General features: G+C 71.9%; 24 protein-coding genes and 2 tRNA genes. 9 read left to right on the forward strand and 17 right to left on the reverse strand.

Going from position 1 to position 23511, the window contains the following annotated elements; genetic code table 11:
* Positions 1-94: 94 nt before the first annotated feature.
* Together ACOJV7_RS14485 and ACOJV7_RS14490 are read left to right on the forward strand one after the other, a co-directional pair.
* Positions 95-328, forward strand: a complete 234-nt coding sequence (locus ACOJV7_RS14485) for an Lrp/AsnC ligand binding domain-containing protein (protein ID WP_035951055.1) — start codon at positions 95-97, stop codon at positions 326-328.
* Between the two features lie 2 nt (positions 329-330).
* Positions 331-786: a DUF3515 family protein gene (locus ACOJV7_RS14490; RefSeq protein ID WP_420190928.1), complete on the forward strand. Its 456-nt coding sequence runs from the start codon at positions 331-333 to the stop codon at positions 784-786.
* Positions 787-797: 11 nt separating this feature from the next.
* On the opposite strand, the gene ACOJV7_RS14495 is transcribed toward ACOJV7_RS14490, so the two are convergent.
* A complete protein-coding gene (locus ACOJV7_RS14495) occupies positions 798-1943 on the reverse strand; it encodes a D-alanine--D-alanine ligase family protein (protein WP_420190929.1) in 1146 nt (381 codons plus the stop codon).
* Between the two features lie 51 nt (positions 1944-1994).
* Here ACOJV7_RS14495 and ACOJV7_RS14500 point away from each other — a divergent pair, with 51 nt between their 5' ends.
* Entirely contained in the window at positions 1995-3080 is a 1086-nt protein-coding gene (locus tag ACOJV7_RS14500; protein ID WP_420190930.1) for a trans-sulfuration enzyme family protein, read from the forward strand.
* 52 nt (positions 3081-3132) lie between these two features.
* On the opposite strand, the gene ACOJV7_RS14505 is transcribed toward ACOJV7_RS14500, so the two are convergent.
* Together ACOJV7_RS14505 and ACOJV7_RS14510 are read right to left on the reverse strand one after the other, a co-directional pair.
* A complete protein-coding gene (locus ACOJV7_RS14505) occupies positions 3133-4131 on the reverse strand; it encodes an NAD(P)H-dependent glycerol-3-phosphate dehydrogenase (protein WP_420190931.1) in 999 nt (332 codons plus the stop codon).
* Entirely contained in the window at positions 4128-5009 is an 882-nt protein-coding gene (locus ACOJV7_RS14510; protein ID WP_420190932.1) for a lysophospholipid acyltransferase family protein, read from the reverse strand. The genes ACOJV7_RS14505 and ACOJV7_RS14510 overlap by 4 nt, the downstream gene beginning before the upstream one ends.
* A 131-nt stretch (positions 5010-5140) precedes the next feature.
* Here ACOJV7_RS14510 and ACOJV7_RS14515 point away from each other — a divergent pair, with 131 nt between their 5' ends.
* Both ACOJV7_RS14515 and ACOJV7_RS14520 read left to right on the forward strand, forming a co-directional pair.
* Positions 5141-5779, forward strand: coding sequence for a CofC family guanylyltransferase (locus ACOJV7_RS14515; protein ID WP_420190933.1), 639 nt, complete (start codon positions 5141-5143; stop codon positions 5777-5779).
* Positions 5780-5788: 9 nt separating this feature from the next.
* Positions 5789-5998 carry a hypothetical protein gene (locus tag ACOJV7_RS14520; protein WP_420190934.1) on the forward strand — a complete coding sequence of 70 codons (210 nt, stop codon included), beginning with the start codon at positions 5789-5791 and terminating at the stop codon, positions 5996-5998.
* A gap of 97 nt (positions 5999-6095) precedes the next feature.
* Here the strand turns inward: ACOJV7_RS14520 and ACOJV7_RS14525 are convergent, their stop codons facing one another.
* The 3 genes from ACOJV7_RS14525 to leuC form a co-directional block, all read right to left on the reverse strand.
* Entirely contained in the window at positions 6096-6857 is a 762-nt protein-coding gene (locus tag ACOJV7_RS14525) for an HU family DNA-binding protein (protein ID WP_420190935.1), read from the reverse strand.
* A 388-nt stretch (positions 6858-7245) separates the two neighbouring features.
* Positions 7246-7833, reverse strand: a complete 588-nt coding sequence (gene leuD / locus ACOJV7_RS14530) for a 3-isopropylmalate dehydratase small subunit (RefSeq protein WP_420190936.1) — start codon at positions 7831-7833, stop codon at positions 7246-7248.
* A gap of 1 nt (position 7834) precedes the next feature.
* Positions 7835-9262 carry a 3-isopropylmalate dehydratase large subunit gene (gene leuC / locus ACOJV7_RS14535; RefSeq protein WP_420190937.1) on the reverse strand — a complete coding sequence of 476 codons (1428 nt, stop codon included), beginning with the start codon at positions 9260-9262 and terminating at the stop codon, positions 7835-7837.
* A 134-nt stretch (positions 9263-9396) separates the two neighbouring features.
* Here leuC and ACOJV7_RS14540 point away from each other — a divergent pair, with 134 nt between their 5' ends.
* Positions 9397-10140, forward strand: a complete 744-nt coding sequence (locus ACOJV7_RS14540) for an IclR family transcriptional regulator (RefSeq protein WP_035951033.1) — start codon at positions 9397-9399, stop codon at positions 10138-10140.
* A 72-nt stretch (positions 10141-10212) separates the two neighbouring features.
* On the opposite strand, the gene ACOJV7_RS14545 is transcribed toward ACOJV7_RS14540, so the two are convergent.
* The 4 genes from ACOJV7_RS14545 to gltX form a co-directional block, all read right to left on the reverse strand.
* A tRNA-Glu gene (locus ACOJV7_RS14545) sits at positions 10213-10285 on the reverse strand.
* 97 nt (positions 10286-10382) lie between these two features.
* Positions 10383-10454: transfer RNA gene (locus ACOJV7_RS14550), tRNA-Gln, on the reverse strand.
* 95 nt (positions 10455-10549) lie between these two features.
* Positions 10550-11299 (reverse strand): HAD family hydrolase, encoded by a 750-nt coding sequence (locus tag ACOJV7_RS14555; protein ID WP_420190938.1) that lies wholly within the window; start codon positions 11297-11299, stop codon positions 10550-10552.
* A complete protein-coding gene (gltX, locus tag ACOJV7_RS14560) occupies positions 11296-12831 on the reverse strand; it encodes a glutamate--tRNA ligase (protein ID WP_420190939.1) in 1536 nt (511 codons plus the stop codon). Before gltX ends, ACOJV7_RS14555 begins: the two co-directional genes overlap by 4 nt.
* Before the next feature lie 117 nt (positions 12832-12948).
* Here gltX and ACOJV7_RS14565 point away from each other — a divergent pair, with 117 nt between their 5' ends.
* Positions 12949-13161, forward strand: coding sequence for a dodecin (locus tag ACOJV7_RS14565; protein ID WP_420190940.1), 213 nt, complete (start codon positions 12949-12951; stop codon positions 13159-13161).
* Here ACOJV7_RS14565 and ACOJV7_RS14570 read toward each other — a convergent pair.
* The 4 genes from ACOJV7_RS14570 to ACOJV7_RS14585 all read right to left on the reverse strand — a co-directional run bounded on the left by ACOJV7_RS14570 (position 13133) and on the right by ACOJV7_RS14585 (position 16628).
* Positions 13133-14425 (reverse strand): RNA polymerase sigma factor, encoded by a 1293-nt coding sequence (locus ACOJV7_RS14570; protein WP_420190941.1) that lies wholly within the window; start codon positions 14423-14425, stop codon positions 13133-13135. The two genes, ACOJV7_RS14565 and ACOJV7_RS14570, sit on opposite strands and share 29 nt — an antisense overlap.
* Positions 14422-14769, reverse strand: a complete 348-nt coding sequence (locus tag ACOJV7_RS14575; protein WP_420190942.1) for a YciI family protein — start codon at positions 14767-14769, stop codon at positions 14422-14424. Before ACOJV7_RS14575 ends, ACOJV7_RS14570 begins: the two co-directional genes overlap by 4 nt.
* A gap of 216 nt (positions 14770-14985) precedes the next feature.
* A complete protein-coding gene (locus ACOJV7_RS14580; RefSeq protein WP_420190943.1) occupies positions 14986-15759 on the reverse strand; it encodes a fumarylacetoacetate hydrolase family protein in 774 nt (257 codons plus the stop codon).
* A gap of 32 nt (positions 15760-15791) precedes the next feature.
* Positions 15792-16628 (reverse strand): SGNH/GDSL hydrolase family protein, encoded by an 837-nt coding sequence (locus tag ACOJV7_RS14585; protein WP_420190944.1) that lies wholly within the window; start codon positions 16626-16628, stop codon positions 15792-15794.
* Between the two features lie 118 nt (positions 16629-16746).
* Here ACOJV7_RS14585 and ACOJV7_RS14590 point away from each other — a divergent pair, with 118 nt between their 5' ends.
* Positions 16747-17634 carry a 3-methyladenine DNA glycosylase gene (locus tag ACOJV7_RS14590; RefSeq protein ID WP_420190945.1) on the forward strand — a complete coding sequence of 296 codons (888 nt, stop codon included), beginning with the start codon at positions 16747-16749 and terminating at the stop codon, positions 17632-17634.
* 110 nt (positions 17635-17744) lie between these two features.
* On the forward strand, positions 17745-19652 hold the full coding sequence (locus ACOJV7_RS14595) for an N-acetylmuramoyl-L-alanine amidase (RefSeq protein ID WP_420190946.1): 1908 nt from the start codon (positions 17745-17747) through the stop codon (positions 19650-19652).
* Between the two features lie 12 nt (positions 19653-19664).
* Here the strand turns inward: ACOJV7_RS14595 and arfB are convergent, their stop codons facing one another.
* From arfB to cimA, 3 genes are all read right to left on the reverse strand, one after another.
* The gene (gene arfB / locus ACOJV7_RS14600; protein ID WP_420190947.1) at positions 19665-20120 is read right to left on the reverse strand and encodes an alternative ribosome rescue aminoacyl-tRNA hydrolase ArfB; all 456 of its coding nucleotides are present in this window, start codon (positions 20118-20120) and stop codon (positions 19665-19667) included.
* A 29-nt stretch (positions 20121-20149) separates the two neighbouring features.
* On the reverse strand, positions 20150-21358 hold the full coding sequence (locus tag ACOJV7_RS14605) for a hypothetical protein (RefSeq protein WP_420190948.1): 1209 nt from the start codon (positions 21356-21358) through the stop codon (positions 20150-20152).
* Positions 21359-21491: 133 nt separating this feature from the next.
* The gene (gene cimA / locus ACOJV7_RS14610) at positions 21492-23120 is read right to left on the reverse strand and encodes a citramalate synthase (RefSeq protein ID WP_420190949.1); all 1629 of its coding nucleotides are present in this window, start codon (positions 23118-23120) and stop codon (positions 21492-21494) included.
* Positions 23121-23511 lie beyond the last annotated feature (391 nt).

Raw genomic sequence — 23511 nt, forward strand, 5'->3', positions numbered from 1 at the left:
GTACCGTGCAGTCACCGTCGCCCCGGCGACGGTCGCAGGACGACAACGACATCCCCGGAGCGGCGACGCTCCCATGACAGTGAGGTGGCATCCAGTGGTCCAGGCCTACATCCTGATCCAGACCGAGGTCGGTCGCGCGGCCGCCGTGGCCGAGGCGATCGCGGCGATCCCGGGAGTGGCGCTCGCCGAGGACGTCACCGGGCCCTACGACTGCATCGCGCGCGTCGAGGCCGAGACGGTCGACGAGCTGGGCAAGCTCGTCATCGCCAAGATCCAGGAGGTCGAGGGCATCACGCGCACCCTCACCTGCACGGTGGTGCACGTCTGACCGTGCTTTCGCGGAAGCGTTCGACGACGGCGGTGGCGCTCGGCGCCACCGCCGTCGTCATGCTGTCGGGTTGCTCCTCCGCCGTCGAGGTCGCGCCCGCTCCCCTCGCGAACGGCGACGTATGCCGTGCCGCCGCCTCCGCGTGGCCCGCCGAGGTCGGCGACCACCCGCGACGCGAGGTGTCCGACGAGGGCGCGGGGACGGCATACGGGGACCCTCCGGTCATCGCCCGCTGCGGGGTCCCCGCACTCGGGCCGACGACCGACGACTGCATCGAGGTCGACGGGCTGGGCTGGGTGGCCCAGCGGCTGAGCGACGGCACCCGCTTCACGACGTTCGGGCGCGACCCGGCGATCGAGGTGCTCGTGCCCAAGGCCTACGCCCCCGAGCCGCTGCTCCTGCCGGCCTTCAGCGCCGCGGCCGAGAGGCTGCCGACCAACGGCCTGGCCTGCCGCTGACCAGCCCCTTCTCAGCGCAGGCCGACGCGGCGCTCCATCGCGAGCGCGATGAGCTCGTCGACGAGCTCGGGGTAGCTGAGACCCGCGGCCGCCCACATGCGGGGGTACATCGAGCTGGGGGTGAAGCCCGGCATCGTGTTGATCTCGTTGATGAGGAGCTCGCCCGACTCGGTGAGGAAGAAGTCGCAACGGGCGAGACCCTCGCAGCCCGCGGCCTCAAAGGCGATGAGCGCCAGCTGCGCGACCTGCTCGGCGACCTCGGGCGAGACGTCGGCCGGTGACTCGAGCCGGATGTCGTCGTCCGCCAGGTACTTCGCCTCGAAGTCGTAGAACGCGTGCCCCTTGACGACGATGGCCTCGCCGAGCGGGCTCGTCCGGGGCGCGTCGGTGCCGTGTCCGTCGAGCACGCCGCACTCGATCTCGCGGCCGGCGATGCCCTGCTCGACGACGACCTTGGGGTCGTGCTCGCGGGCGGCCTCGACGGCCTCGCGCAGCCCGTCGGGCGAGTCGACCTTGCTGATGCCCATGCTCGAGCCGGCGCGGGCCGGCTTGACGAAGACCGGGAAGTCGAGGGCGCCCACGGCGTCGAGCGCGGCCTCGGGGTCGCGGCGCCACTGCCGGTCGGTGATGACGACGTAGGGGCCGACCGGCAGCCCGGCCGCCTGGAAGACGACCTTCATCATGTGCTTGTCCATCATCACGGCCGAGGCGGTGACGCCCGACCCGACGTAGCGGACGTCGGCGAGGTCGAGCAGTCCCTGGATCGTGCCGTCCTCGCCGAAGGGTCCGTGGAGCAGCGGGAAGACGACGTCGACGTCGCTCAGCTCACGGGGAGCGGCGCCGGGCTCCTGGACGATGAGGTGGCGGGCGGACATGCTCGTCGGCACGAGGACCGCGGGACCGCTGGGGTCGACCTCGGGGACGTGACCGGGCGCGAGGCGCAGCCGCTCGGGGTCCTCCGGCGCGAGCACCCAGCTGCCGTCCTTGGCGATGCCGATCGGGATGACCTCATAGCGCTCCGGGTCGAGAGCCGACATGACGCTCGCCGCGGTCGCGCAGGACACGGCGTGCTCCGAGGAGCGGCCACCGAAGACGAGGGCGACCCGCAGGCGGCGGGACTCGGGGGCAGGGTCCGGGGTCTGGGAGTCGGTGTCCATCGCGAGAGACCCTATCCCGGGGAGGCGAGCACCCGGCATACGCTCGCGTCCGTGGACCACGACGACCTCAGCCCCGCCACCCGCCTCGTCGCGCTCGGCCGGGTGGCGCGCGAGCCCGGCGAGCAGGTGGGCGCCCCGCTCACGATGACGTCGACCTACCACGCGGACGGGGCGGCGAGCTATGCCCGCGTCGCCAACCCCACATGGTCGGCGTTCGAGGAGGCGCTCGGCTCGCTGGAGGGCGGTGACGCGCTCGTCTTCGCCTCGGGGATGGCCGCGGTGGCGGCAGCCCTCTCGCTCGTGCCGCACGGCGGTCGAGTGGTCGTGCCGACCGCGGCCTACAACGGCACGCTCGTCACGCTCGCGGACCGCTCCGAGGCCGGGGAGGTCGTCGTCACCCAGGTCGACGTGACGGACACCGAGGCGGTCGTCGCCTCCCTCGACGGCGCGGCCCTGCTCTGGCTCGAGTCGCCGACGAACCCGCTCCTCGACGTCGCCGACGTCGAGGCGCTGGCCGCCGCCGCGCGCGCGCGTGGGGTTCTCGTCGCGGTCGACAACACCTTCGCCACTCCCCTGCTCCAGCAGCCGCTCACCCTCGGCGCAGACCTCGTCGTGCACTCGGTGACGAAGTACCTCTCCGGCCACAGCGACCTGCTCCTCGGCGCCGTCGTCACCGGCCGCGACGACGCCGGCCGCGCGCTGCACGAGCGGGTGCGCCGCCACCGCCAGCTCCACGGTGCGATCGCCGGACCCATGGAGGCGTGGCTGGCCCTGCGTGGCCTGCGGACGCTGTCGGTGCGGCTCGAACGGGCGAGCGCCAACGCGGCCGAGCTCGCGGGACGGCTCGCCGGGCACCCGGCCGTGTCGCGGGTCCGCTACCCCGGGTTCGGGGCGATGGTCTCCATCGAGCTCGATGGCGACGCCGAGACCTCCGAGCGCGTGTCGGCGGCGACCCGGGTCTGGGTCCACGCGACGAGCCTCGGCGGGGTCGAGAGCCAGGTCGAGCGGCGTCGTCGCCAGCCCGGTGAGCCCGACGCCGTGCCCGACGACCTGCTCCGGCTGTCGGTCGGCATCGAGGACGTCGAGGACCTCTGGCGCGACCTGTCCTCGGCGCTCGACACGGCGACGGGCCGCTAGGGCATCACCCAGAGGCCTGGCGTCAGCCGGCGTCAGCCGGCGTGATCCCGACTCAGCCGGTCTCGGCCTTGCGCGGGCGCGAGAGCAGCGCGCCGACGACGTCCTGGGCGGACTTGCCCTCGGTGATCATCGCGTCGACCTGCTCGATGATCGGCACGTCGACGCCGTGCTGGCGGGCGAGGTCGAGGATCGAGGTGCACGACTTCACGCCCTCGGCCGTCTGCTTCGTCACCGCGACGACCTCGTTGACGGTCATGCCCTGACCGAGCCGCACGCCGAAGCTGTGGTTGCGCGACAGCGGCGACATGCACGTCGCGATGAGGTCGCCGACGCCCGCGAGTCCCGCGAAGGTCGCGGGCGAGCCACCGAGGGCCATGCCGAGCCGGGTGGTCTCCGCCAGCCCGCGGGTGATGATCGAGGCCTTGGAGTTGTCGCCCATGCCGAGGCCCTCGGCCATACCGACGGCGAGCGCGATGACGTTCTTGGTCGCGCCCGCGATCTCGGTGCCGACGACGTCGGTGCTCGTGTAGGGCCGGAAGTAGGCCGCGGCGCAGGCGTCCGCGACCTGCTGGGCGGCCGTCTCGTCGGACGCGGCGACCGTGCTCGCGGCCGGCTGCTTCACCGCGATCTCCCGGGCGAGGTTGGGACCCGAGACGACGACGATGCGCGACGGGTCGACGCCACCGGCGTCGGCGATGACCTCGCTCATCCGCTTCGTCGTGCCCAGCTCCACGCCCTTCATGAGCGAGACGACGGCCGCACCTGACGGGAGCACCGAGCCCCACGTGCCGAGGTTGTCGCGCAGCGTCTGCGACGGCACCGCGAGGACGACGATGTCGGCGCCCGCGGCGGCTTCCTCGGGGTCGGACGTCGCCGAGATGCGCTCGGGAAGGGGCAGCTCGGGGAGGTACTCGTCGTTGCAGCCCGCGTTGATGGCGCCGACGACCTCGGGTCGGCGCCCCCACATGCGCACGTCCGTGCCCGCGTCGGCGAGGACCGCGGCGAAGGCCGTCCCCCAGCTGCCGGTGCCGAAGACCGCTGCAGTGCTCACGCGGGGTCCCTCTCGTCGTCGGTGGTGATACCGGGGGTGTCGTCGCCACCGTCGCCACGGGGTGGGTCGGTGACGGTGTCGTCGGCCCATTGTGAGGCGGCGGACGTCTTCGCCGTGGCGGAACGCTCGCTCGGGGTCACCGCTCGCGGCCGACCGGTGACGGTGATGCCGCGGTTGCGCGGGTCGAAGCGGCCCTCGGGAGCGGTCTCGCCGCGCAGCGGTTCCAGCTGCGCGGTGAGGGCCACCATGATCCGCTCGGTCGCCTCGGCCAGGACCTCTGCGGTGACGGGGCGGCCATGGAGGTCGGCGAGGTCGACCGGCTCCCCCGCGCTCACGTGCATCGTGTGCCTGGGCAGGACGCTCGGACGGTGCGAGTAGGGGCCGAGGACCTCCTGGGCACCCCACTGCGCGACGGGGATGACCGGGCACCCGGTCTCGAGCGCGACCCGGGCGGCGCCGGTCTTGCCGCGCATCGGCCAGAGGTTGGGCTCGCGCGTGACGGTGCCCTCGGGATAGATGGCGACGCACTTGCCGTCCTCGACGGCCTGCACGGCGGCGCGGTAGGCGTCCGAGGCCTGACCCGTCTCCCGGTAGACCGGGATCTGGTCGGCGCCGCGCAGCACGAGACCGATGAGCGGGATCCGGAAGACCTCCACCTTGCCGAGGAAGTGCGGCACGATCCCCGAGTCGTTGAGGAAGTGCGCGAAGACGAAGGGGTCGACGTGAGAGATGTGGTTCGACACCGCGACGAACCCGCGGTCACGGGGCAGGTGCTCGGCGCCGGACCACGCCCGCCGGGTCAAGGACATGAGGAGGGGTCGCAGGACCATCACCGCGAACCGGTATGCCGGTGGGGAGTGTCGTGGCCCGGTCCTCATGCAGTCCTTCCGTCGGGTGCGCGCTGCTGCGCGGGCGCGCCGGGGAGGTCGGAGGCGCACGGTCTGCGCACATCTTGGTCGGCGCGAGGGGTGATGTCGAGCAGGCAGGCCAGCCGGGAGAGGATCGAGGCATGGAGCAGCTCCCCGAGCCCCGGTGGCACGTCGTCGTGCCCGTCAAGGGCGGCCCGGCGGCGAAGTCGCGGTTGCGGAGCTCGCTCGACGTCAGGGGTCTCGACGACGGCGCGCTCGTCGCCGCCGTCGCCCACGACACCCTCGCCGTCACCGCCGCCGTGGTCGGGCCCGACCACGTCGTCGTCGTGACCGCCGAACCGGGCGAGACGGCATACGCGCTGTCGCAGGGGTTCGTCGTCGTGCCCGACCCGGGGACCGGTCTCGACGACGCGTGCACCGCAGGGGTGCGCGAGGCACTCGCTCGCGGGGGAGCCCACGTCGCGGTCCTCCTCGGCGACCACCCGGCCCTCACGGCGCCCGAGCTCATGGACGTGCTGCGGCACGGTGCAGGGCACGCGAGCTTCTTCGTCGCGGACGCCGAGGGCACGGGGACGGCGCTCGTGGGCACGTCGACCGGACGTCCGCCGGCCCTCGCGTTCGGGGCCGGGAGCGCCGCGAGGCACCGCGACCTCGGCCACGCGCCGCTCGACGTGGAGGTCCCCGGGCTGCGTCACGACGTCGACGACGAGGCCTCGCTGCGCTGGGCGGTCGAGCACCTCACTCCGGGTCCGCGGACGCTCGCGGCCCTGGGGCGATAGCGTCGGAGGGTGCAAGCGAGCATCCACACCTTCGCCGAGGACGGCTCCGGGTCCGCGCTGCTCGACGACGGCCGCCTCGTGACGTGGCCAGGCGAGGTCTTCGCGGGCAGCGCCCTGCGGCACGTGCGGCCGGGCCAGCGGGTGAGCGTCGAGGTCGTGGGCATCGAGGTGTCGCGCCTGTGGATCGTCGGCATCGGGGAGGGCGAGGTCATCCGCTGACCTCGCGCCGGGACCGCCCGGCAAGGTGCTGCGGACATGGACAGCAGCGAGGGCCGGCACCCGCCCGGGTGCCGGCCCTCTCGACGTCTCGGTCCGCTCAGCGCTTCTTGGCCGTCGTCTTCTTCGCCGTCGTCTTCTTGGCGGGTGCGGCCTTGGTCGCCGTCGTCTTGGCGGCGGTCTTGGCGGCGGTCTTGGCGGCGGTCTTGGCGGCGGTCTTGGTCGCGGTCTTCTTCGCCGGGGCCTTCTTGGCGGCTGCCTTGGTCGTGGTCGCCGCCTTCGTGGCGGGAGCCTTCTTCGCGACCGCCTTCGTCGCGGTCTTGGTGGCGGTGGCCTTCTTCGCCGTCGTCTTGGCGGGTGCGGCCTTCGTCGCCGTCTTCTTGGCGGCCGCCTTGGTGGCGGTCGCCTTCGTCGTCGCCGCCTTCCTGGTCATGGTGGCCTTGGCCGCGGTGGCCTTGTTCGCCGTCGACTTCGTGGCCGCGGCCTTCCTGGCGGGGGCCGCGGCCTTCGCGGTCGTCGCCTTCTTGGCGGCGGTGGCCGTGCCGGCGCTCGCGCGCTGCGCCGCCGGCGAGGCCTTGGGCAGGGTCGAGGGCTTCTTGACGTAGGCCTTGAAGGCGGCGCCCGCGCGGAAGCGGGGAGCCTTGGCCTTCGGGATCCGGACGCTCGCGCCCGAGTGGGGGTTGCGGCCGGTGCGCGCGGCGCGCTCGACCCGGTCGAAGGTGCCGAAGCCGGTGATGCCGACCTTGCCGCCCTTGGTGATCTCGCGGACGATCGTGTCGAGGACCGCGTCGAGGGCCTCGGTCGCTGCCTTGCGGCTGCCGAGACGCTTCTCGAGCTCCCGGACGAGTTCTCCCTTGTTCACTGTGACTCCATCGTGTGTGCCGCCGGACGACCCGACGATGTGCGTGTGACCAGGCGGTTCCCTGACCTGCCGACGACGTTATGCCTGCTCAGGGGGCACGTCCACCACCCTCGGAGCCGTTTCCGTTGTCCCACAAGGGCTTTGGAAAGGCGGTGCACTCAGGGCCGAACGAGCCCGTACGAGGTCCGTCCCAGCGGTCGGCGCGACGAGAATGCACGAAAAGCCCTGCCACACAAGCGAACTGGGCACGACGGGTCGGTACGGAGCCCTGGCCCGGCTCACCGCCGATCGTGACCCTGGAGTCCCACCAGTCACACGAGTCACACCCCGCCGGCGCCGCAGTCGGCGTCAACTCCCCACGCGCACACGGCGTGTCGGACCGAGGGACTCAGAGCGTGACGGGCTTCCAGGCCGGTCGCGTGCGCTCGTATGCCGTGATGTCACCTTCGTGACGCAGCGTGAGCGAGATGTCGTCGAGACCCTCGAGGAGGCGCCAGCGGGCGTAGTCGTCGACCTGGAACGCGGCGGTGAGGTCTCCCGCCGTCACGGTCCGCGACTCGAGGTCGACGGTGACGGAGGTGCCGGGCTCGTTCTCGAGGAGCTTCCACAACAGCTCGACGTCGTCCTGGCTGCACTGTGCGGCGAGCAGGCCCGACTTGCTGCTGTTGCCGCGGAAGATGTCGGCGAAGCGCGAGGAGATGACGACCCGGAAGCCGTAGTTCATGAGGGCCCACACGGCGTGCTCGCGCGAGCTGCCCGTCCCGAAGTCGGGACCGGCGACGAGGACCGACCCGGCGGCATACGTGGGGTCGTTGAGGACGAAGGTCTCGTCGGTGCGCCACGCCGCGAAGAGGCCGTCCTCGAAGCCTGACTTCGTGACCCGCTTGAGGTACTCGGCGGGGATGATCTGGTCGGTGTCGACGTTGCTGCGGCGTAGCGGGACGCCGATGCCGGTGTGGGTCGTGAAGGCTTCCATCTCAGGCCTCCTGGGTCGCGAGCAGGTCGGAGGCGACGGGCTCGAGGTCGGACGGGCTGGAGAGGGTGCCACGCACCGCGGTGGCGGCGGCGACGAGCGGGCTGACGAGGTGGGTGCGGCCACCCTTGCCCTGCCGGCCCTCGAAGTTGCGGTTGGAGGTCGACGCGCTGCGCTCACCCGGCGCGAGCTTGTCGGGGTTCATCGCGAGGCACATCGAGCACCCCGGCAGGCGCCACTCGGCCCCGGCCTCGGTGAAGACCGCGTCGAGCCCCTCGGCCTCGGCCTCGAGCCGCACCCGCGCCGAGCCCGGCACGACGAGCATCCGGACACCGTCGGCGACGCGGCGGCCCTTGACGACCTCGGCGGCGGCGCGCAGGTCCTCGATCCGCCCGTTGGTGCACGACCCGACGAAGACGGTGTCGACGGCGATGTCGCGCAGGGGGGTCCCGGCGACGAGCCCCATGTACTCGAGCGCCCGCTCGGCCGCGTGCCGCTCGGAGTCCTCCATCTGCGCCGGGTCCGGCACGGCGTCCCCAAGCGGCACCCCCTGGCCCGGGTTGGTGCCCCACGTGACGAACGGCGTGAGCGAGGCGGCGTCGAGCACGACCTCCGCGTCGAACTCCGCGTCGTCGTCGCTGTGCAGATCGCGCCAGGCGGCGACCGCCGCGTCCCAGTCCTCGCCACGGGGCGCGTGGTCACGGCCCTCGAGGTAGGCGAAGGTCGTCTCGTCCGGCGCGATCATGCCGGCGCGGGCACCGGCCTCGATCGACATGTTGCACACCGTCATCCGGGCCTCCATCGACAGCGACCGGATGGCGCTGCCGCGGTACTCGAGGACGTAGCCCTGGCCACCGCCGGTGCCGATCTTCGCGATGACAGCGAGGACGATGTCCTTCGACGTCACCCCGGCGGGCAGCTCGCCCTCGACGGTGACGGCCATCGTGCGGAAGGGCTTGAGCGGCAGCGTCTGCGTGGCGAGCACGTGCTCGACCTCGGAGGTGCCGATGCCGAAGGCCAGCGCGCCGAACGCGCCGTGTGTCGAGGTGTGGCTGTCGCCGCAGACCACGGTCATGCCCGGCTGGGTGAGCCCGAGCTGGGGGCCGACGACGTGGACGATGCCCTGCTCGGCATCTCCCATGGGATAGAGCTTGATGCCGAACTCGTCGCAGTTGCGACGCAGGGTCTGGACCTGGGTGAGGCTCACCGGGTCCGAGATCGGACCGGGGGTCGTCGGGACGTTGTGGTCCTCCGTGGCGAGCGTGAGGTCGGGGCGGCGGACGGGACGCTCGGAGAGCCGCAGCCCGTCGAACGCCTGCGGGCTCGTCACCTCGTGCAGGAGGTGCAGGTCGATGTAGAGCAGGTCAGGCTCGCCCTCACCACGACGCACGACGTGTGCGTCCCACACCTTCTCCGCCAGGGTCTTCCCCACGACCAAAACACCTCCACGAGACGAGAACGGGACGTCGTCGACCGGGTCGTCGGCGACGTCGCTCAGACCGAGGTTGGCACGCCGTCCGGAACGTGGAACTTGCGTCTCACCGCTTGGGACGGCAATATCAAGACATGGACAACACCAGTGGGGTCGGCGTTCTCGACAAGGCAGCCATCGTCCTGAGCGCCCTCGAGGCCGGCCCATCGACCCTCGCGCAGCTCGTCACGGCCACCGGCCTGGCCCGCCCGACGGCCCACCGCCTCGCCGTCGCCCTCGAGCACCACCGGCTCGTCGGCCGCGACATGCAGGGCCGCTTCGTCCTCGGCCCCCGCCTCGGCGAGCTCGCCGCCGCGGCCGGCGAGGACCGCCTGCTCGCGGCGGCGGGCCCCGTGCTCGGCGCGCTGCGCGACCACACCAACGAGAGCGCGCAGCTCTTCCGCCGTCAGGGCGACCACCGCATCTGCGTCTCCGCGGCGGAGCGGCCGGTCGGCCTGCGCGACTCCATCCCGATCGGCGCGAGCCTGACGATGCTCGCCGGCTCGGCGGCCCAGGTGCTGCTCGCGTGGGAGGAGCCCGACCGCCTCCACCGCGGCCTCCAGGGGGCAGCCTTCAACGCGACGACCCTCTCGGGCGTTCGGCGTCGCGGCTGGTCCCAGAGCGTCGGCGAGCGCGAGCCGGGCGTGGCCTCGGTGTCGGCCCCGGTCCGCTCCCCCTCCGGTCGCGTCATCGCCGCCGTGTCGATCTCCGGCCCCATCGAGCGCCTCTCGCGCCAGCCCGGTCGCCTGCACGCCGCCACGGTCATCGCCGGCGCCAACAAGCTCACCGAGGTCCTCGCCCGTCACGCCAAGCAGGCAGAGGAGCAGCACTCGGCCTGACGGCATACGCCCCCACGACCCACAACGCAGAAGTCCCCGCCACCGTGGAGGTGGCGGGGACTTCGGTGCGAGTAGCCCCGACGGGATTCGAACCCGCGCTACCGCCTTGAGAGGGCGGCGTGCTAGGCCGCTACACAACGGGGCCCTAGCTGCTGCTCGGCACGAGCCGGACAGCGGGTGGAAGCCTACCGCAGAACAGCAGATCTTCCGAATCGGCCTGTGCCACAGGGACATTGACCAAGCTGGGGTACCAGGACTCGAACCTAGAATGACGGTACCAGAAACCGTAGTGTTGCCAATTACACCATACCCCAAGGGGGTATCACTGGCTCTTCGGGCCGAAGCCGTCCGAACCGGTGAACCGAGGAGCGATACTACCCGCCCGCTCCCACGCGCCCAAATCGACCGGTCAGGTGCCCGGTCGCAGCAGCGCGGGCAGCTCGGCGAGCGACGCGACGACGGGGATCCCGCGCTCCTCTGCCACTGCGAGCCGGTCCGCGACGGTGAGGTCCTCTCCCGCCGCCTCGTCGCCGCGACGCAGCCAGACGGCCACGAGGCCGGCGTCGTGCGAGCCCATGACGTCGCTCGTCCACTCGTCCCCGACGTAGGCCACCTCGGCCGGGTCTGCGCCGAGCTCCTCGCATGCGTGGTGGAAGACCTCGGGCGCCGGCTTGCCGACGCCGAGGCAGTCGCGCGAGCAGACGAGGCCGTCGAGGGCCAGCAGGCCGGCCGACGTGACTTTGCCGACGGTGAACGCCGGCGCCGAGTTGGTGAGGACCCGCACCGGGATGCCGGCCTGGCTCAGCCACTGGAGGAACGGCAGCGAGTCGTCGAACGCCGTGAGCGCCTCGTCGAAGACCGGCAGGTACGCCGTCTCGAACCGCGCCGAGTGCCCGTCCTCCCAGTCCAGCCCGAAGGCCTCGGCGACGTCGCGCAGGCGGAGCAGCCGCATCTCGTCGAAGGTGTGCGAGCCGGCGACGAAGGCGCGGAAGACCGCCCGCGGGTCGCTGCGGAAGCGCACCGCCGCCTCCGCAGCCGTCTCCTCACCCAGGTCCGGCCACACCACGCGCATGGCGACGGCGCCGGCGGCGTCCATCGCCGCCGAGGTGTCCCACAGCGTGCCGTCGGCGTCGAGGAGGACCGCCTTGACAGCCGTCACAGGGAGTCGCGCAGCGACCGAAGGCGCGCCAGCGTGGAGGTCTTGCCGAGGATCTCCATCGACTCGAAGAGCGGCGGGCTGATCCGCGCACCGGAGACCGCCGTGCGCAGCGGTCCGAACGCGAACTTCGGCTTGATGCCGAGCCCGTCGACGACGGCTGCACGCAGCGCGGCCTCGATGGCCTCGGCGTTCCAGCCGCTGTCGGTCCCGAGGACGCCGGTGCCGGCGTCGTCGAGGTCGCCGAGCGCCGTCATTGCGGCGTCGAGCACCTGGCCGGCGTCGTCCTTGAGCTGGGCCCGGGCGTCGTCGGCGATCTCGAGGGCGTCGTCGGCGACGAAGAACGGGCGCACGAGCGCCGACGCCTCCGTGAGGTGCGCGATGCGGGTCTGGATGAGCTCGGCGACCGCCTTGAGCCGGCCGAGCTCGCCGAGTGTCGGGTTGCCCGAGAGCACCTCGTCGCGCTCGAGGAAGGGCAGGAGGCGCGAGGTGAAGTCACCCAGGGGAAGCTCGCGGATGTAGACGCCGTTGAGCCAGTCGAGCTTCTTGAGGTCGAAGATCGGCCCGACCGGGTTGACCTTGCGCCAGTCGAACCCGTCGCTGAACTCGCGGAAGGTGAAGACCTCACGCTCGGTGCCGTCCTCCTCGGTCACCGGCGGGTAGGCCAGCAGGGCGAGGAAGTTGACGAGCGCCTCGGGGAGGTAGCCCTCCTCACGGAACCACGTGAGGCGCGCGGCCGGGTTCTTGCGCTTGCTGATCTTGGACTTGTCGGTGTTGCGGAGCAGCGGCATGTGCGCGAAGCGCGGCGGCTCGAGCCCGAGCCACTGGTAGAGCAGGACGTGCTTGGGCGTCGAGCTGATCCACTCCTCGCCGCGCACGACGTGGGTGATGCCCATCTCGTGGTCGTCGACGACGACGGCGAGGTGGTAGGTCGGGAACCCGTCGGCCTTGAGGATCACCTGGTCGTCCGGTCGCGGCGCAGACACCGTGCCGCGGATGAGGTCGTCGAAGGTGAGCGGGACGTCGTCCGGGACGAACATGCGCACGACCGGCTTCTCGCTGAAGCCGGGCAGCTCGGCACGCTCCTCACGCGTCTTGCCGTGGCAGAGACGGTCGTAGCCCGTGGGCTGCTTGGTCTTCTGCTGCATCTCGCGCATCTGCGCCAGCCGCTCGCCGGTGCACCAGCAGTGGTAGGCCTTGCCCTCGGCGAGCAGCCGGTCGACGTAGGGGCGGTAGGTGTCGAGCCGCTCGCTCTGCTTGTAGGGGGCGTAGGGCCCGCCGATGTCCGGCCCCTCGTCCCAGGTCAGACCCAGCCAGTGCAGCGTGTCGTAGACCTGCTGCTCGCTGTCCTCGCGGAACCGCGCCCGGTCGGTGTCCTCGATCCGAAGGAGGAAGCGACCGCCCTGCTGCCGCGCGAACGCGAGGTTGAACAACGACATGTAGGCCGTGCCGACGTGCGGGTCGCCGGTCGGCGAGGGGGCGACGCGGAGACGGGGGCTGCGGGCTGCGGGTGCGGGTGCGGGCTGTTCGCTCATGATGCGCCGATTCTAGGGACTCCCCACCGAGCAAGCCCTCGTGCCGGTCCCCGCCCGGGTCTAGGTTGGCGGGAGGACCGGGCGAGCGGCGTCCGGCACGACGCCCGGAGGCGGACCATGGCCAACCACGTCTATGCGATCTCGGAGCTCGTCGGCAGCTCCCCCGACGGCCTCGAGGAGGCGATCGAGAACGCCGTGAGCTCGGCGAGTGAGAGCGTGCGCAACCTCGACTGGTTCGAGGTCACCGAGATCCGCGGCCACCTCGGCGACGGCGGCCGCGTCGCCGACTGGCAGGTCGGGATCAAGCTCGGCTTCCGCGTCGAGAAGTAGCTCGGCCCAGCGTCGCGCGCCGCGTTGCCAGCCAGGCACGCTCGGCGGGGTTCTCCGTGGTCGCGATCGCGCCGGTATACGCGCGTCTCGCGTCCTCGTTCCGTCCCAGACGGCGCAGGAGGTCCGCTCGCGTCGCGTGCCACGGTCCGTATGCCGTGAGCCCCAGGCCCTCGACGATGCTCAGCGCCACCTGGGGCCCGTCGAGCTCGGCAACGGCGACGGCGCGGTTGAGGGCGACGACGGGTGAGGGCGAGACGACGAGCAGCTGGTCGTAGAGCGCGACGACCTGGCTCCAGTCGGTGAGCGAGGCCTCGGTGGCGTCGGTGTGCACCGCCTGGATCGCGGCCTGCAGCTGGTAGGGGCCGGGCCGGTTGCGGGCGAGACAGCCGCGCACGAGCGCGTGCCCCTCGTCGACGAGCGCGGAGTCCCACCGGCTGCGGTCCTGCTCGTCGAGCGTGACGAGCGAGCCGTCGGGTGCGATGCGCGCGGGGCGGCGGGCCTGGGCGAGGAGCATGAGGGCGAGGAGACCGTCGACCTCGGGCGGCGAGCCGATGCCGTCGGCGACCGAGCGCAGCGCCCGGGTGAGCCGGATCGCCTCGCCGGCGAGGTCCGGCCGATCGGCGTCGTCGGGCCCGGAGCTGAGGTAGCCCTCGTTGTAGACGAGGTAGAGCACGGCGAGGACGCCGTCGAGCCGCTCGGCGAGGTCGGCCTGCTCGGGGATGCGGTAGGGGATCCGTGCCTTCGCGATCTTGGCCTTGGCGCGAGTGATGCGCTGCGCCATCGTCGTCTCGGGGACGAGGAAGGCCTTCGCGATCTCGGCGACGGTCAGCCCCCCGAGCAGGCGCAGGGTGAGGGCGACGCGGGCCGGCTCGGCGAGGGCCGGGTGGCAGCACGTGAAGACGAGCCGGAGCCGGTCGTCGGCGACGGGTCCGGTGGCCTCGGGTGGGGTGGTGTCGGTGAGCATGGCGGCCTCGGCGTACTTCTCGTCGCGCACCTTCTCGCGGCGCAGGTGGTCGAGCCCCTTGCGTGCGGCCGTCGTCGTCAGCCACCCCGCGGGGTTGGGCGGGACGCCGTCCTGCGGCCACCGCTCGAGCGCGATGACGATCGCCTCACCGAGGGCGTCCTCGGCGAGACCGATGTCGCCGAAGCGACGGATGAGGCCGGCCACGACCCGGCCGTACTCGGCGCGGACGACGTCGGCGACGGCGTCCGCACCGAGCCCGGTCGCGGCGTCGGGGTCGGGCACGTGGTCGGGGGTCGTCACTCGCTCTGGAAGGGGCGGACCTCGACGCGTCCCTGACATGCGGCCGAGCCCTCCTTGGCCCACTGGAGCGCCTCGTCGAGGTCGTCGGCCTCGATGACCCAGAAGCCGCCGAGGAACTCCTTGGCCTCGGAGAAGGGGCCGTCGGTGACGGTCGGCTTGTCACCGGTCGCGTCGACGACGGTCGCGCTGCTGATCGGCTCGAGCCCGCCGGCGAAGACCCACTTGCCGGCGGCGCGGACCTTGTCGTTGAACTTCTCGACGTCGGCGAACATCTGCTGGATGGCCTCGTCCGAGGGCATCTCGTCGTCGACGCTGCCGGGGACCGAGAGCAGGTACTGGGCCATGGTGGTTCTCCTTGGAAGTGGTTCTCACGGGTGAGCGACCGGTCGCCGTCGGTGGCGCCCTGCGGTGTCGCTCATCCCCTCCACGAACAGGCGTCGAGAGATACGACACCTCGTCCGGAGCTTTTTTCAGGAACCTACCCGGGCCCACCCGGCCAGTGGCCGACCGGCGACCGCCCGCGCGGGTGGGCCGCCGTCACTCGGGCGGGGGAACCGCCGTCACTCCGCGGAGACGAACGGGTTGCTCAACGAGCCGATCTGGTCGATGTCGACCTCGACCCGCTGGCCGGCGACGACCTGGCCGACGCCGGCAGGGGTGCCGGTGAGGATGACGTCACCGGGCAGCAGGGTGAAGGCCTGCGAGGCGAACGCGATGAGCTGGGCGACGTCGTGCACCATGTCGGACGTCGGACCGTCCTGCACGACCTCGCCGTCGAGCGTGGTGCGGATCCGGCACGCGGCGGGGTCGAGGTCGGTCTCGATCCACGGTCCGAGCGGGCAGAAGGTGTCCATGCCCTTGGCGCGCGCCCACTGGCCGTCACTGCGCTGGAGGTCACGCGCGGTGACGTCGTTGGCGACGGTGTAGCCGAAGACCGTCGACAGCGCGTGCTCGACCGACACGTCCTTGGCGAGGCGGCCGATGACGACGGCGAGCTCGCCCTCGTAGCTCACCTCCTGCGTCACCGACGGGATGACGACGGGGTCGCCCGGGCCGACGACCGCGGTGTTGGGGATGAGGAACATGAGCGGGGTCGTCGGCGCCTCGCCGCCCATCTCCCTGGCGTGGTCGGCGTAGTTCCTGCCGATGCCGACGACCTTGCTGCGCGGGATGACGGGGGCGAGCAGCCGCACGTCCTCGACGAGGTGGGTCGCTCCCGTCAGCTCGATCCGCTGGTAAAGCGGGTCGCCCGTGATCTCGGCGATCTTCTCGCCCGCCCCGTCGACCAGCCCGTATGCCGGGTCCTCACCTGTCGTGAATCTCGCGATGCGCACGCGCTCACTCTAGGGCGCGGGCGACCCGGGGCTCACTCCAGGCGGGCGACGACGGTGCCGGCGAGGACGGCATACCCGGCGTCGTTGGCGTGGATGTCGCTGCGGCTGCACATCCAGGTCCAGGCGCAGATCGTCGCGACGTTCGTCGGGATCGTCCCGTATGCCGTCGTCACCGGTGTCGTGACGCCCGACCGGAACGCCCTCGCCACGTCGGCGACGTCGGCGTCGGCCGTGGCGGCCGAGCGTGCGACAGCTGCGTTGAGCAGCGACTGCAGCTGGGTCGTCAGTGCGGCGACCTGCTGGCCGGCCGCCCCGGTGAGCCACGCGGCGAGGAAGGGGTTGTAGTAGTTGAGCACGACGATCTGGGTCTGCGGTCCGGTCGCGGCGCGCAGTCGGCCGAGGATCGTCGTGAGGTTGCGCTCGACGGTGCCGACGGCCCCGATCGCGCAGGCGACGTCGACGGTCCCGCGGGCGCACGGGGTGACGTCGTTGGCGCCGATGTCGATGGTCACGAGGTCGACCTTGGCCTTGTGCGCGCTGAGGAACTCGACGGCGGCGTCCACCTGCGAGCCCGCTTCGTAGGTGCAGCGGTCGGTGCCGAGCATCGACGTCGTCGTGGCACCCGAGCAGGCGAGGTTGCGCAGCCTGGCCTTGGGGGCGTCCTGCTGCAGGGCGTCGAGGACGCCACCGACGTAGCCCCCGTCCCGGTCGTCGCCGACGCCCGGCTGGTAGCCGGCGGCGAGGGAGTCACCGAGCGCGAGGTACCACGACGTCGCCCTGCCGGCACTGGGGTCCGGCTTCGCCGACGCGGCGGCAGGTGTCACGAGGACGGCGAGGGTGGCGATGACGATGGCGAGGGCTCGACGCATGGGCTGGCTCCAGTGGCTCGTGGTCCGCGGCACTGCGGGCCTCACGGGATCGTCGCACAGGCAGCGCGGTCTGCGGTGGAATCCGGAGCCGGCACGGGTCACCTACGCTTGACGGGCCATGAGAGCCGCGACCGTCACCGACCCCACCACCCTGGGGCTCGCGACGTGGACGGCGCGTGCGCAGTCGCATGCAGCGAGGGTCGACGCGGCGACGGCCGCCCACCGCGAGCGCCGGGCCCGTGGCGAGGCGCATCCGGTCGAGGACTTCCTCTTCACCTACTACGGCACGACGCCGGCGCAGCTGCGCCGCTGGCACCCCGGTCCCGGTGTGCGCCTCGAGGATGCCGAAGCCCTGGACCGGGCCTCCTGGAGGCACTACCGCGTCGTGGACGGGGCGGTCGAGCTCGATGTCGCGGCCTTCGTCGCCGCACGCGGGCGCGCCGTGGAGTTCGTCAGGCGGCTGCTCTCCGCGACGGTCTCGCGACCGGCCCGCCTCGGCTGCTTCGGGCTGCACGAGTGGGCGATGGTCTACCGCGCGGACGACGGCGACGTGCGCCACGACCGCGTGCCGCTGCGCCTCGGCCGGGCCGGCACCGACGAGGTCGTCGAGCGTCAGAGGATCACCTGCAGCCATTTCGACGCATTCCGGTTCTTCACGCCGGAGGCGGTGTCGCGCAACGCGATCCAGCCGACCCGCGAGTCGCAGGTCGCCCTCGAGCAGCCCGGCTGCCTGCACGCGGGCATGGACACCTACAAGTGGGCGACGAAGCTCAGCCCCTTGGTCCCGAGCGAGCTCGCCATGGACTGCTTCGACCTCGCGTCGCAGATCCGCCGGCTGGACATGGAGGCCTCGCCCTACGACCTGTCGGCCTGGGGCGTCGAGCCGGTGAGGATCGAGACGGCAGCCGGGCGGACGGCATACGCCGAGCGGCAGCGGGCGTTCGCGGAGCGCTCGAATGCCCTGCGCCACCGGCTCATCGAGGTACTGGACACCGTCGCGCCCTGAGCCCGCCACATCGCGTCGCCTTGTCAACCATTGACGCTGGAAGGGCCGACAGCGTTGGATAGTCCCATTGCCCGGGACTCCCCCGGGACCATGCCGGAAGGGTCGCGACGATGGCGCGCAGGTTTTCACGGTTCGGGGCGGGAGCGCTCGTGGCGACACTCGCCGCGGCCGGACTCACGCTCAGCAGCACCACAGCAGCGTCGGCCACGGACTGGGGCAGCTGCCTCGAGGGTTCGGACGACACGCAGGCGGTCTTCGCCCGCGCCGCACAGGTCAGCGGGGTCCCCGAGGACGTGCTGCTCGGGGTCGGCTACCTCGGCGGGCGGTGGAGCCAGCACGCCGGGCAGCCGAGCGTGTCCGGCGGGTACGGCGTCATGCACCTGACCGACGCGCCGGTCGTCCCGGTGACCGCTCCGGAGAAGGGCGACAGCACCAGCGGGCTGCCCAGCCGTGCGGGCACGCTGCACGTGGCACGTCAACGGACCGGGCTGTCGGCCGAGAGGCTGCGCACCGACCCGGTCGCCAACATCTGCGGGGCGGCGGCCGTGCTGGCGTCCTACCAACCGGGCGCCACGGAGCAGGACGCGGCGGGGTGGAGCAAGGCGGTCGCGCGGTATGCCGGCACGGCCGACCGCAAGGAGGCGCTGCACTACGCCGGCCTCGTCTTCGACGTGCTCCGGTCCGGCGCCACCGAGACCACCGACCTCGGCGACACCGTGACGCTGGCGGCGCAGCCGGGCGCAACCCTCGACACCTCGGCCGTGGTGGAGGACCGCGTCCTCCAGCCCGGCGTCCAGGAGCTCGAGTGCCCCTCGACGGTCGAGTGCGACGTCGTGGAGGCGCAGTACCGCAGCACCGGGCCCTCCCCCACGCAGTACGTCAACTACGACCTCGCGGACCGCGAGAAGGACCTGTCGATCGACTACCTCGTCGTGCACAACACCGAGTGCACCTACGACGTCTGCACCAGGCTCATCAAGGGCGAGGCCGAGCCGAACCGGTTCGTGTCGTGGCACTACACAGTCCGCTCCTCGGACGGGCACGTCGACCAGCACGTCGCCACCCGCAACGTCGCCGCTCACGCCGGCAACTGGTACCTCAACATGCACTCCGTCGGTGTCGAGCACGAGGGCAAGGCCGGCGAGCCCGGCACGTGGTACACCGAGGCGCTCTACCGGTCGTCGGCCCAGCTCGTGTCCCACCTCGCCGAGCAGAAGGGCATCGAGCTCGACCGGGCGCACATCGTCGGCCACGAGGAGTTCATGTCGAGCAACTACAAGTGGGACCCGGGGCCCTACTGGGACTGGGAGCACTACATGGACCTGTTGGGCGCCCCGATCCGGCCCGACCGCCGCAGCGGCCCCAGCCAGGTCTTCACCGTGAAGCCCGGCTTCACGGACAACGCCCGCATCCTCGACGGGTGCTTCGCGACGGAGACGCAGCCGGGCCGGGCGTGCCCGTCCTTCGGCACCAACTACGTCGACGTCCGCACCGCCCCCAGCGACTCGGCGCCTCTCGTGTGGGGGTCCACCGACCTGGTCTCCGACCGCGACGCCCGCGCCGTCGCCGGTCACAAGTTCTCCGTCGCCGGACGTCAGGGCGACTGGCTCAAGGTCTGGTGGGACGGCTCCGTCGGGTGGATCAAGAGCCCGAAGGGCGAGAAGGCCACCGTGGTCCCGTCCCAGGGCGAGGTCGTCGAGGCCGTCCGCCCGTCGGTCCCGGTCTATGCACGCGCCTACCCCGAGGCCGCGGCGTATGCCGGCACGCCGGTTCCCTACCAGGGGCAGCCCACGGTCACCGCGCCCGACGGCTCGGTCCTCACCCTCGAGCCGGGGCAGCGCTACGTCGTCGCGGACAGGACGGTGCCGACCGACTACTTCTACGCGAAGTCCTTCGACAACTCGATCCGGGGTGACAAGTCTGTGATCACCGGGGACCAGGAGTACGTCCAGGTCTGGGTGGGGCACCGCTTCGGCTACGTCAAGGCCGAGGACGTGCGGGTGCTCTCCGGTCGGTGACCGGGCTCGACGTCACTCCGGGCCGACCCGCCCCCGTCCCGACTTGAGCTCGCCGCGTCGTCGCTTCGTGTCGAGGCGTCGGCGCTGCGAGCCCTTGGTCGGCCGGGTCGGTCGACGCGGTGGCGGCGGCGGTGCGAGGGCGTCCCGCAGGAGCGCGGCCAGTCGCTCGCGGGCGGCCGCCCGGTTGCGCAGCTGCGAGCGGTGCTCGGACGCGACGACGACGACCCGGCCCCGGACGAGGGAGTCGGCGAGCACCTCCACGACGCGCGCCGCCTGGGTCGCCGACAGCGAGGTCGACGACGCCGGGTCGAACTCGAGCTCGACCCGGCTGTCGGTCGTGTTGACGCCCTGACCTCCCGGACCGGAGGCGCGGCTGAAGCGTTCGACGAGCTCGGAGGCGTCGAGGACGAGACCGCCGGGCAGGCCCGGACCGGGCCGCACCACGAGGTTGCCGCCCGGTCCGTTCATACCGGCCATGGTCTCACCGCGGCCGACGGTCAGCCGTTGTACGCGCCCAGGTCCAGGGCATAGAGCCCGCGCAGCGTCGGGTACTCCGCGGTGGTCCACAGCTCGCCGCGGCCACCCCAGTAGCTGAAGTCCTCGGTGCCGATGGGCAGGTGGTTGGCCCAGCGGACGAGCGAGCCCGACGAGGGCGTGTAGCGGTAGAGGTCGCCGCGGTCGTTGTCCGTGCCACCGGTCGGGCCGCCGTCGCTCTGGCTGAGGTAGAGGCGCCCGCTGACGAAGACGCCACCCTGGAGGCTGTCGACGCCGATGTTCCACGCGCCGTCGGCGCCGGCCACCTTCGAGGAGTTCTCGGCGAGGAGCTTGGTGGACTCGTTGAGGTGGTAGCGCACGGTCCGCGGCGACGTCTGCGAGGTGTCGCCCGGCTTGCGGTACTCCGTCGCGACGAGTGTGTCCGGTGACGTCGTGCGGTCGATGGCGACCGACGAGTAGCGGAAGGTCCCTTGACGCGCATAGCGGTGGACCTGGGGTGCGACGTACTTGTAGCCATAGGCGCCGTAGCCCGACGACGTGCGTCCGATCGACCCGGTGATGGCGGTGTTGACGCGCCACATGCGGGCCATGTCGAAGACACGGATGCCGGTCGTGTCGGCGACGTAGAGGTAGCGGCCGTACCAGGCGAGGCCACCCGCGTGCGTGTTGGCGATGGTGAACGACGGCGACGACGACGTGCCCGTCGGGACGGCGAGCAGGACGTGGCGGTACTTCGCGTTCGCGCGGTCGAGGAGCGAGACGCGCGCACCCTTGTTGGTGCCGCCGTCGTGGTCGTACCAGGACGTGGCGAGCAGCGACCGGCCACCGGCCGTCGTGCCCGCGCCGCCGTAGGCGTCGTAGGTGCTCGACACGCCCTGGGCGTACCACTGCTCGGTGTTGTTGTCGTCGCTCGCCCAGCAGTACTTCTTCGTCACGTTCGGGAGCACCGAGGTGCACGACGAGCCCGTCGGACCGACGCGGTTGGCGTCCGCGGCGACCGTGTCGAGGCTGACGTTGGGCAGTGCCGTGTCGAGTGCGCCGAGCACCGACGTCGAGCTGCTCGTGCGGGTGAGGTTGAGGCCCGACGTCGAGATCGCGTTGGCCGCGTGGGCGGCGCCTGCTCCCGTGATGCCGATGGTGACGGCCGCTGCCGTGGCCGCGAGCACGACCTTGGCGAGGTCGCGCGTGCGTGTTCCTGGTCGAGTGCTCATGCTGTGGATCCCCTCCGTGCCCGGTCGCGGGGCCGACTGACCCCCCGGACCGAGGCTAGGACCCCGCGCTCGGTGGCGCAGCACTTTGCGCCCGGGGAGGACTCCCCCGAGGAGCCGGCGACCCGCGGCGGCGTCAGCGGGCGGGCACCCCGGCGCGGAGCAGGCCATAGGTGACGCTCTCGACGAGGGCCATCCAGCTCGCCTCCAGGATGTTGGCCGCGACGCCGATCGTCTCCCACGTCGTCTCGCCGTCGCTCGTCTCGATGAGGACGCGCGTCACGGCGTCGGTGCCGTGGGCGGCGTCGAGGATCCGCACGCGGTAGTCGATGAGCTCGAGGTGCTCGATCTCGGGGTATGCCGTGGCGAGCGCGAGCCTCAGCGCGTGGTCGAGCGCGTTGACCGGTCCGTTGCCCTCACCGGTGCGCAGGACGCGCCTGCCGCCTGCGGTGAGCTTGACCGTCGCCTCCGACAGGGCGGCGCCCGAGGACTGGCTGTCGGTGATGACGCGCCACGACTCGACCTCGAAGAAGTCGGGCAGCGACCCCTCGATCTCGCGCCGCAGCAGCAGCTCGAAGCTCGCGTCGGCGGCGTCGAAGGTGTAGCCCCTCAGCTCGAGGTCCTTGACGGTGGCGAGGACACGTTGCACCAGGGCGCTGTCCTCGTCCTTGAGGGGGTCGAGGTCGATCCCGATCTCCCGGGCCTTGAGCTCGACCGACGCGCGCCCGGCCATGTCGGAGATGAGCATCCGCATGTCGTTGCCGACGTGCTTCGGGTCCAGGTGCTGGTAGAGGTCGGGGTCCACCTTGATCGCGCTCGCGTGCAGGCCGGCCTTGTGCGCGAAGGCGCTCGCGCCGGTGTAGGGCTGGCGGCTGTACGCGGGCACGTTGGTGATCTCGCTGATGGCGTGGCTGATCCGCGTCGCCTCCTGGAGGCGGTGGGGCTCCATGACCTCCTGCCCGACCTTGAGCTGGAGGTTGGCGACGACGGTGACGAGGTTGGCGTTGCCGGTGCGCTCGCCGTAGCCGTTGATCGTGCCCTGGACGTGGGTGGCGCCGGCGTCGACCGCCGCCATCGAGTTGGCGACGGCGCAGCCGGTGTCGTTGTGGCAGTGGATACCCAGACGGGCGTCGCCGCTCGCCCCACCGTCCGGACCGCTTCCGAGCCCGAGGGCGGCGGTCACGTCGGTGACGACGTCCCAGACCTGGCCCGGCAGCATGCCCCCGTTGGTGTCGCAGAGCGCCGCGACCTCGCCACCGGACTCGAAGACCGCCCGCAGTGCCTCGATCGCGTAGGCACGGTCGACGGCATACCCGTCGAAGAAGTGCTCCGCGTCCACGAAGACGCGCCGCCCCTCGCCCCGGAGGAACGAGACGGTGTCGCGGATCATCTCGAGGTTCTCGGCCTTCGTCGTGCGCAGCGCGCGCTCGACGTGACCGACGTGCGACTTCGCGACGAGGGTGACGACGGGTGCCTGGCTGTCGAGCAGTGCACGCACGAGCGGGTCGGTCGACGCGGCGCCCCCGGCACGTCGCGTCGCGCCGAACGCCGCCAGCGTCGCGTTCTTGAGTGTGAGGTTGGTGGCGGCCCGGGCGAAGAACTCGGTGTCCTTCGGGTTCGCCCCGGGCCAGCCACCTTCGATGAACCCCACGCCGAGCTCGTCGAGGTGCGACGCGATGGTGAGCTTGTCGGCCACCGAGAGGTTGAGCCCCTCCTGCTGGGCACCATCGCGCAGGGTGGTGTCGTAGACGTGCAGGTCGCTCATTCGTGTCTCGCCTCGATCGTTCTCGTGTCGTGCGTTCGCGTGTCCCAGTGTCGCCCTCGACCGGCGCTTGCCGTCCGGCGGCCATGGGTGGAGCTGCCGGACCCTCCGCGTGGCGACTCCGGCTCGCCGTCGTCGACCACACGAAAAAGACCCCCCGGGTGTGGGAGGTCCGCGCGACGAACGGGAAGTTCGTCGCGCTAGTCGATAATGACGGTGGCGGTGGCCACGCTCATGGGAGTCACGGGGGAAGCGTGGCACGCACGGTCACCATGTGGGAAGGCCCGTCCACATCCCGGGCGCGGCGTCGGCACACGGCTCGGGTGGAGGATTCCCGGTGCCCCGGCCCCCGCGATCCTCCACTCGCGTCGGCACCCCTCGACGTGTGCCGTCC

It is taken from the genome of Knoellia tibetensis, assembly GCF_048606415.1.
GTDB classification, from domain to species: Bacteria; Actinomycetota; Actinomycetes; order Actinomycetales; family Dermatophilaceae; genus Knoellia; species Knoellia tibetensis.

Bases quoted from the DNA above. Each gene is read 5' to 3' on its own strand.
- ACOJV7_RS14575 (WP_420190942.1), bottom strand. From the start codon at position 14,769: ATGGCCCAGTACCTGCTCTCGGTCCCCGGCAGCGTCGACGACGAGATG.
- ACOJV7_RS14515 (WP_420190933.1), top strand. From the start codon at position 5,141: ATGGAGCAGCTCCCCGAGCCCCGGTGGCACGTCGTCGTGCCCGTCAAG.
- cimA (WP_420190949.1), bottom strand. From the start codon at position 23,120: ATGAGCGACCTGCACGTCTACGACACCACCCTGCGCGATGGTGCCCAG.
- ACOJV7_RS14605 (WP_420190948.1), bottom strand. From the start codon at position 21,358: ATGAGCACTCGACCAGGAACACGCACGCGCGACCTCGCCAAGGTCGTG.
- leuD (WP_420190936.1), bottom strand. From the start codon at position 7,833: ATGGAAGCCTTCACGACCCACACCGGCATCGGCGTCCCGCTACGCCGC.
- ACOJV7_RS14540 (WP_035951033.1), top strand. From the start codon at position 9,397: ATGGACAACACCAGTGGGGTCGGCGTTCTCGACAAGGCAGCCATCGTC.
- ACOJV7_RS14495 (WP_420190929.1), bottom strand. From the start codon at position 1,943: ATGGACACCGACTCCCAGACCCCGGACCCTGCCCCCGAGTCCCGCCGC.
- ACOJV7_RS14585 (WP_420190944.1), bottom strand. From the start codon at position 16,628: ATGCGTCGAGCCCTCGCCATCGTCATCGCCACCCTCGCCGTCCTCGTG.
- ACOJV7_RS14565 (WP_420190940.1), top strand. From the start codon at position 12,949: ATGGCCAACCACGTCTATGCGATCTCGGAGCTCGTCGGCAGCTCCCCC.
- gltX (WP_420190939.1), bottom strand. From the start codon at position 12,831: ATGAGCGAACAGCCCGCACCCGCACCCGCAGCCCGCAGCCCCCGTCTC.
- ACOJV7_RS14590 (WP_420190945.1), top strand. From the start codon at position 16,747: ATGAGAGCCGCGACCGTCACCGACCCCACCACCCTGGGGCTCGCGACG.
- arfB (WP_420190947.1), bottom strand. From the start codon at position 20,120: ATGAACGGACCGGGCGGCAACCTCGTGGTGCGGCCCGGTCCGGGCCTG.
- ACOJV7_RS14595 (WP_420190946.1), top strand. From the start codon at position 17,745: ATGGCGCGCAGGTTTTCACGGTTCGGGGCGGGAGCGCTCGTGGCGACA.
- ACOJV7_RS14510 (WP_420190932.1), bottom strand. From the start codon at position 5,009: ATGAGGACCGGGCCACGACACTCCCCACCGGCATACCGGTTCGCGGTG.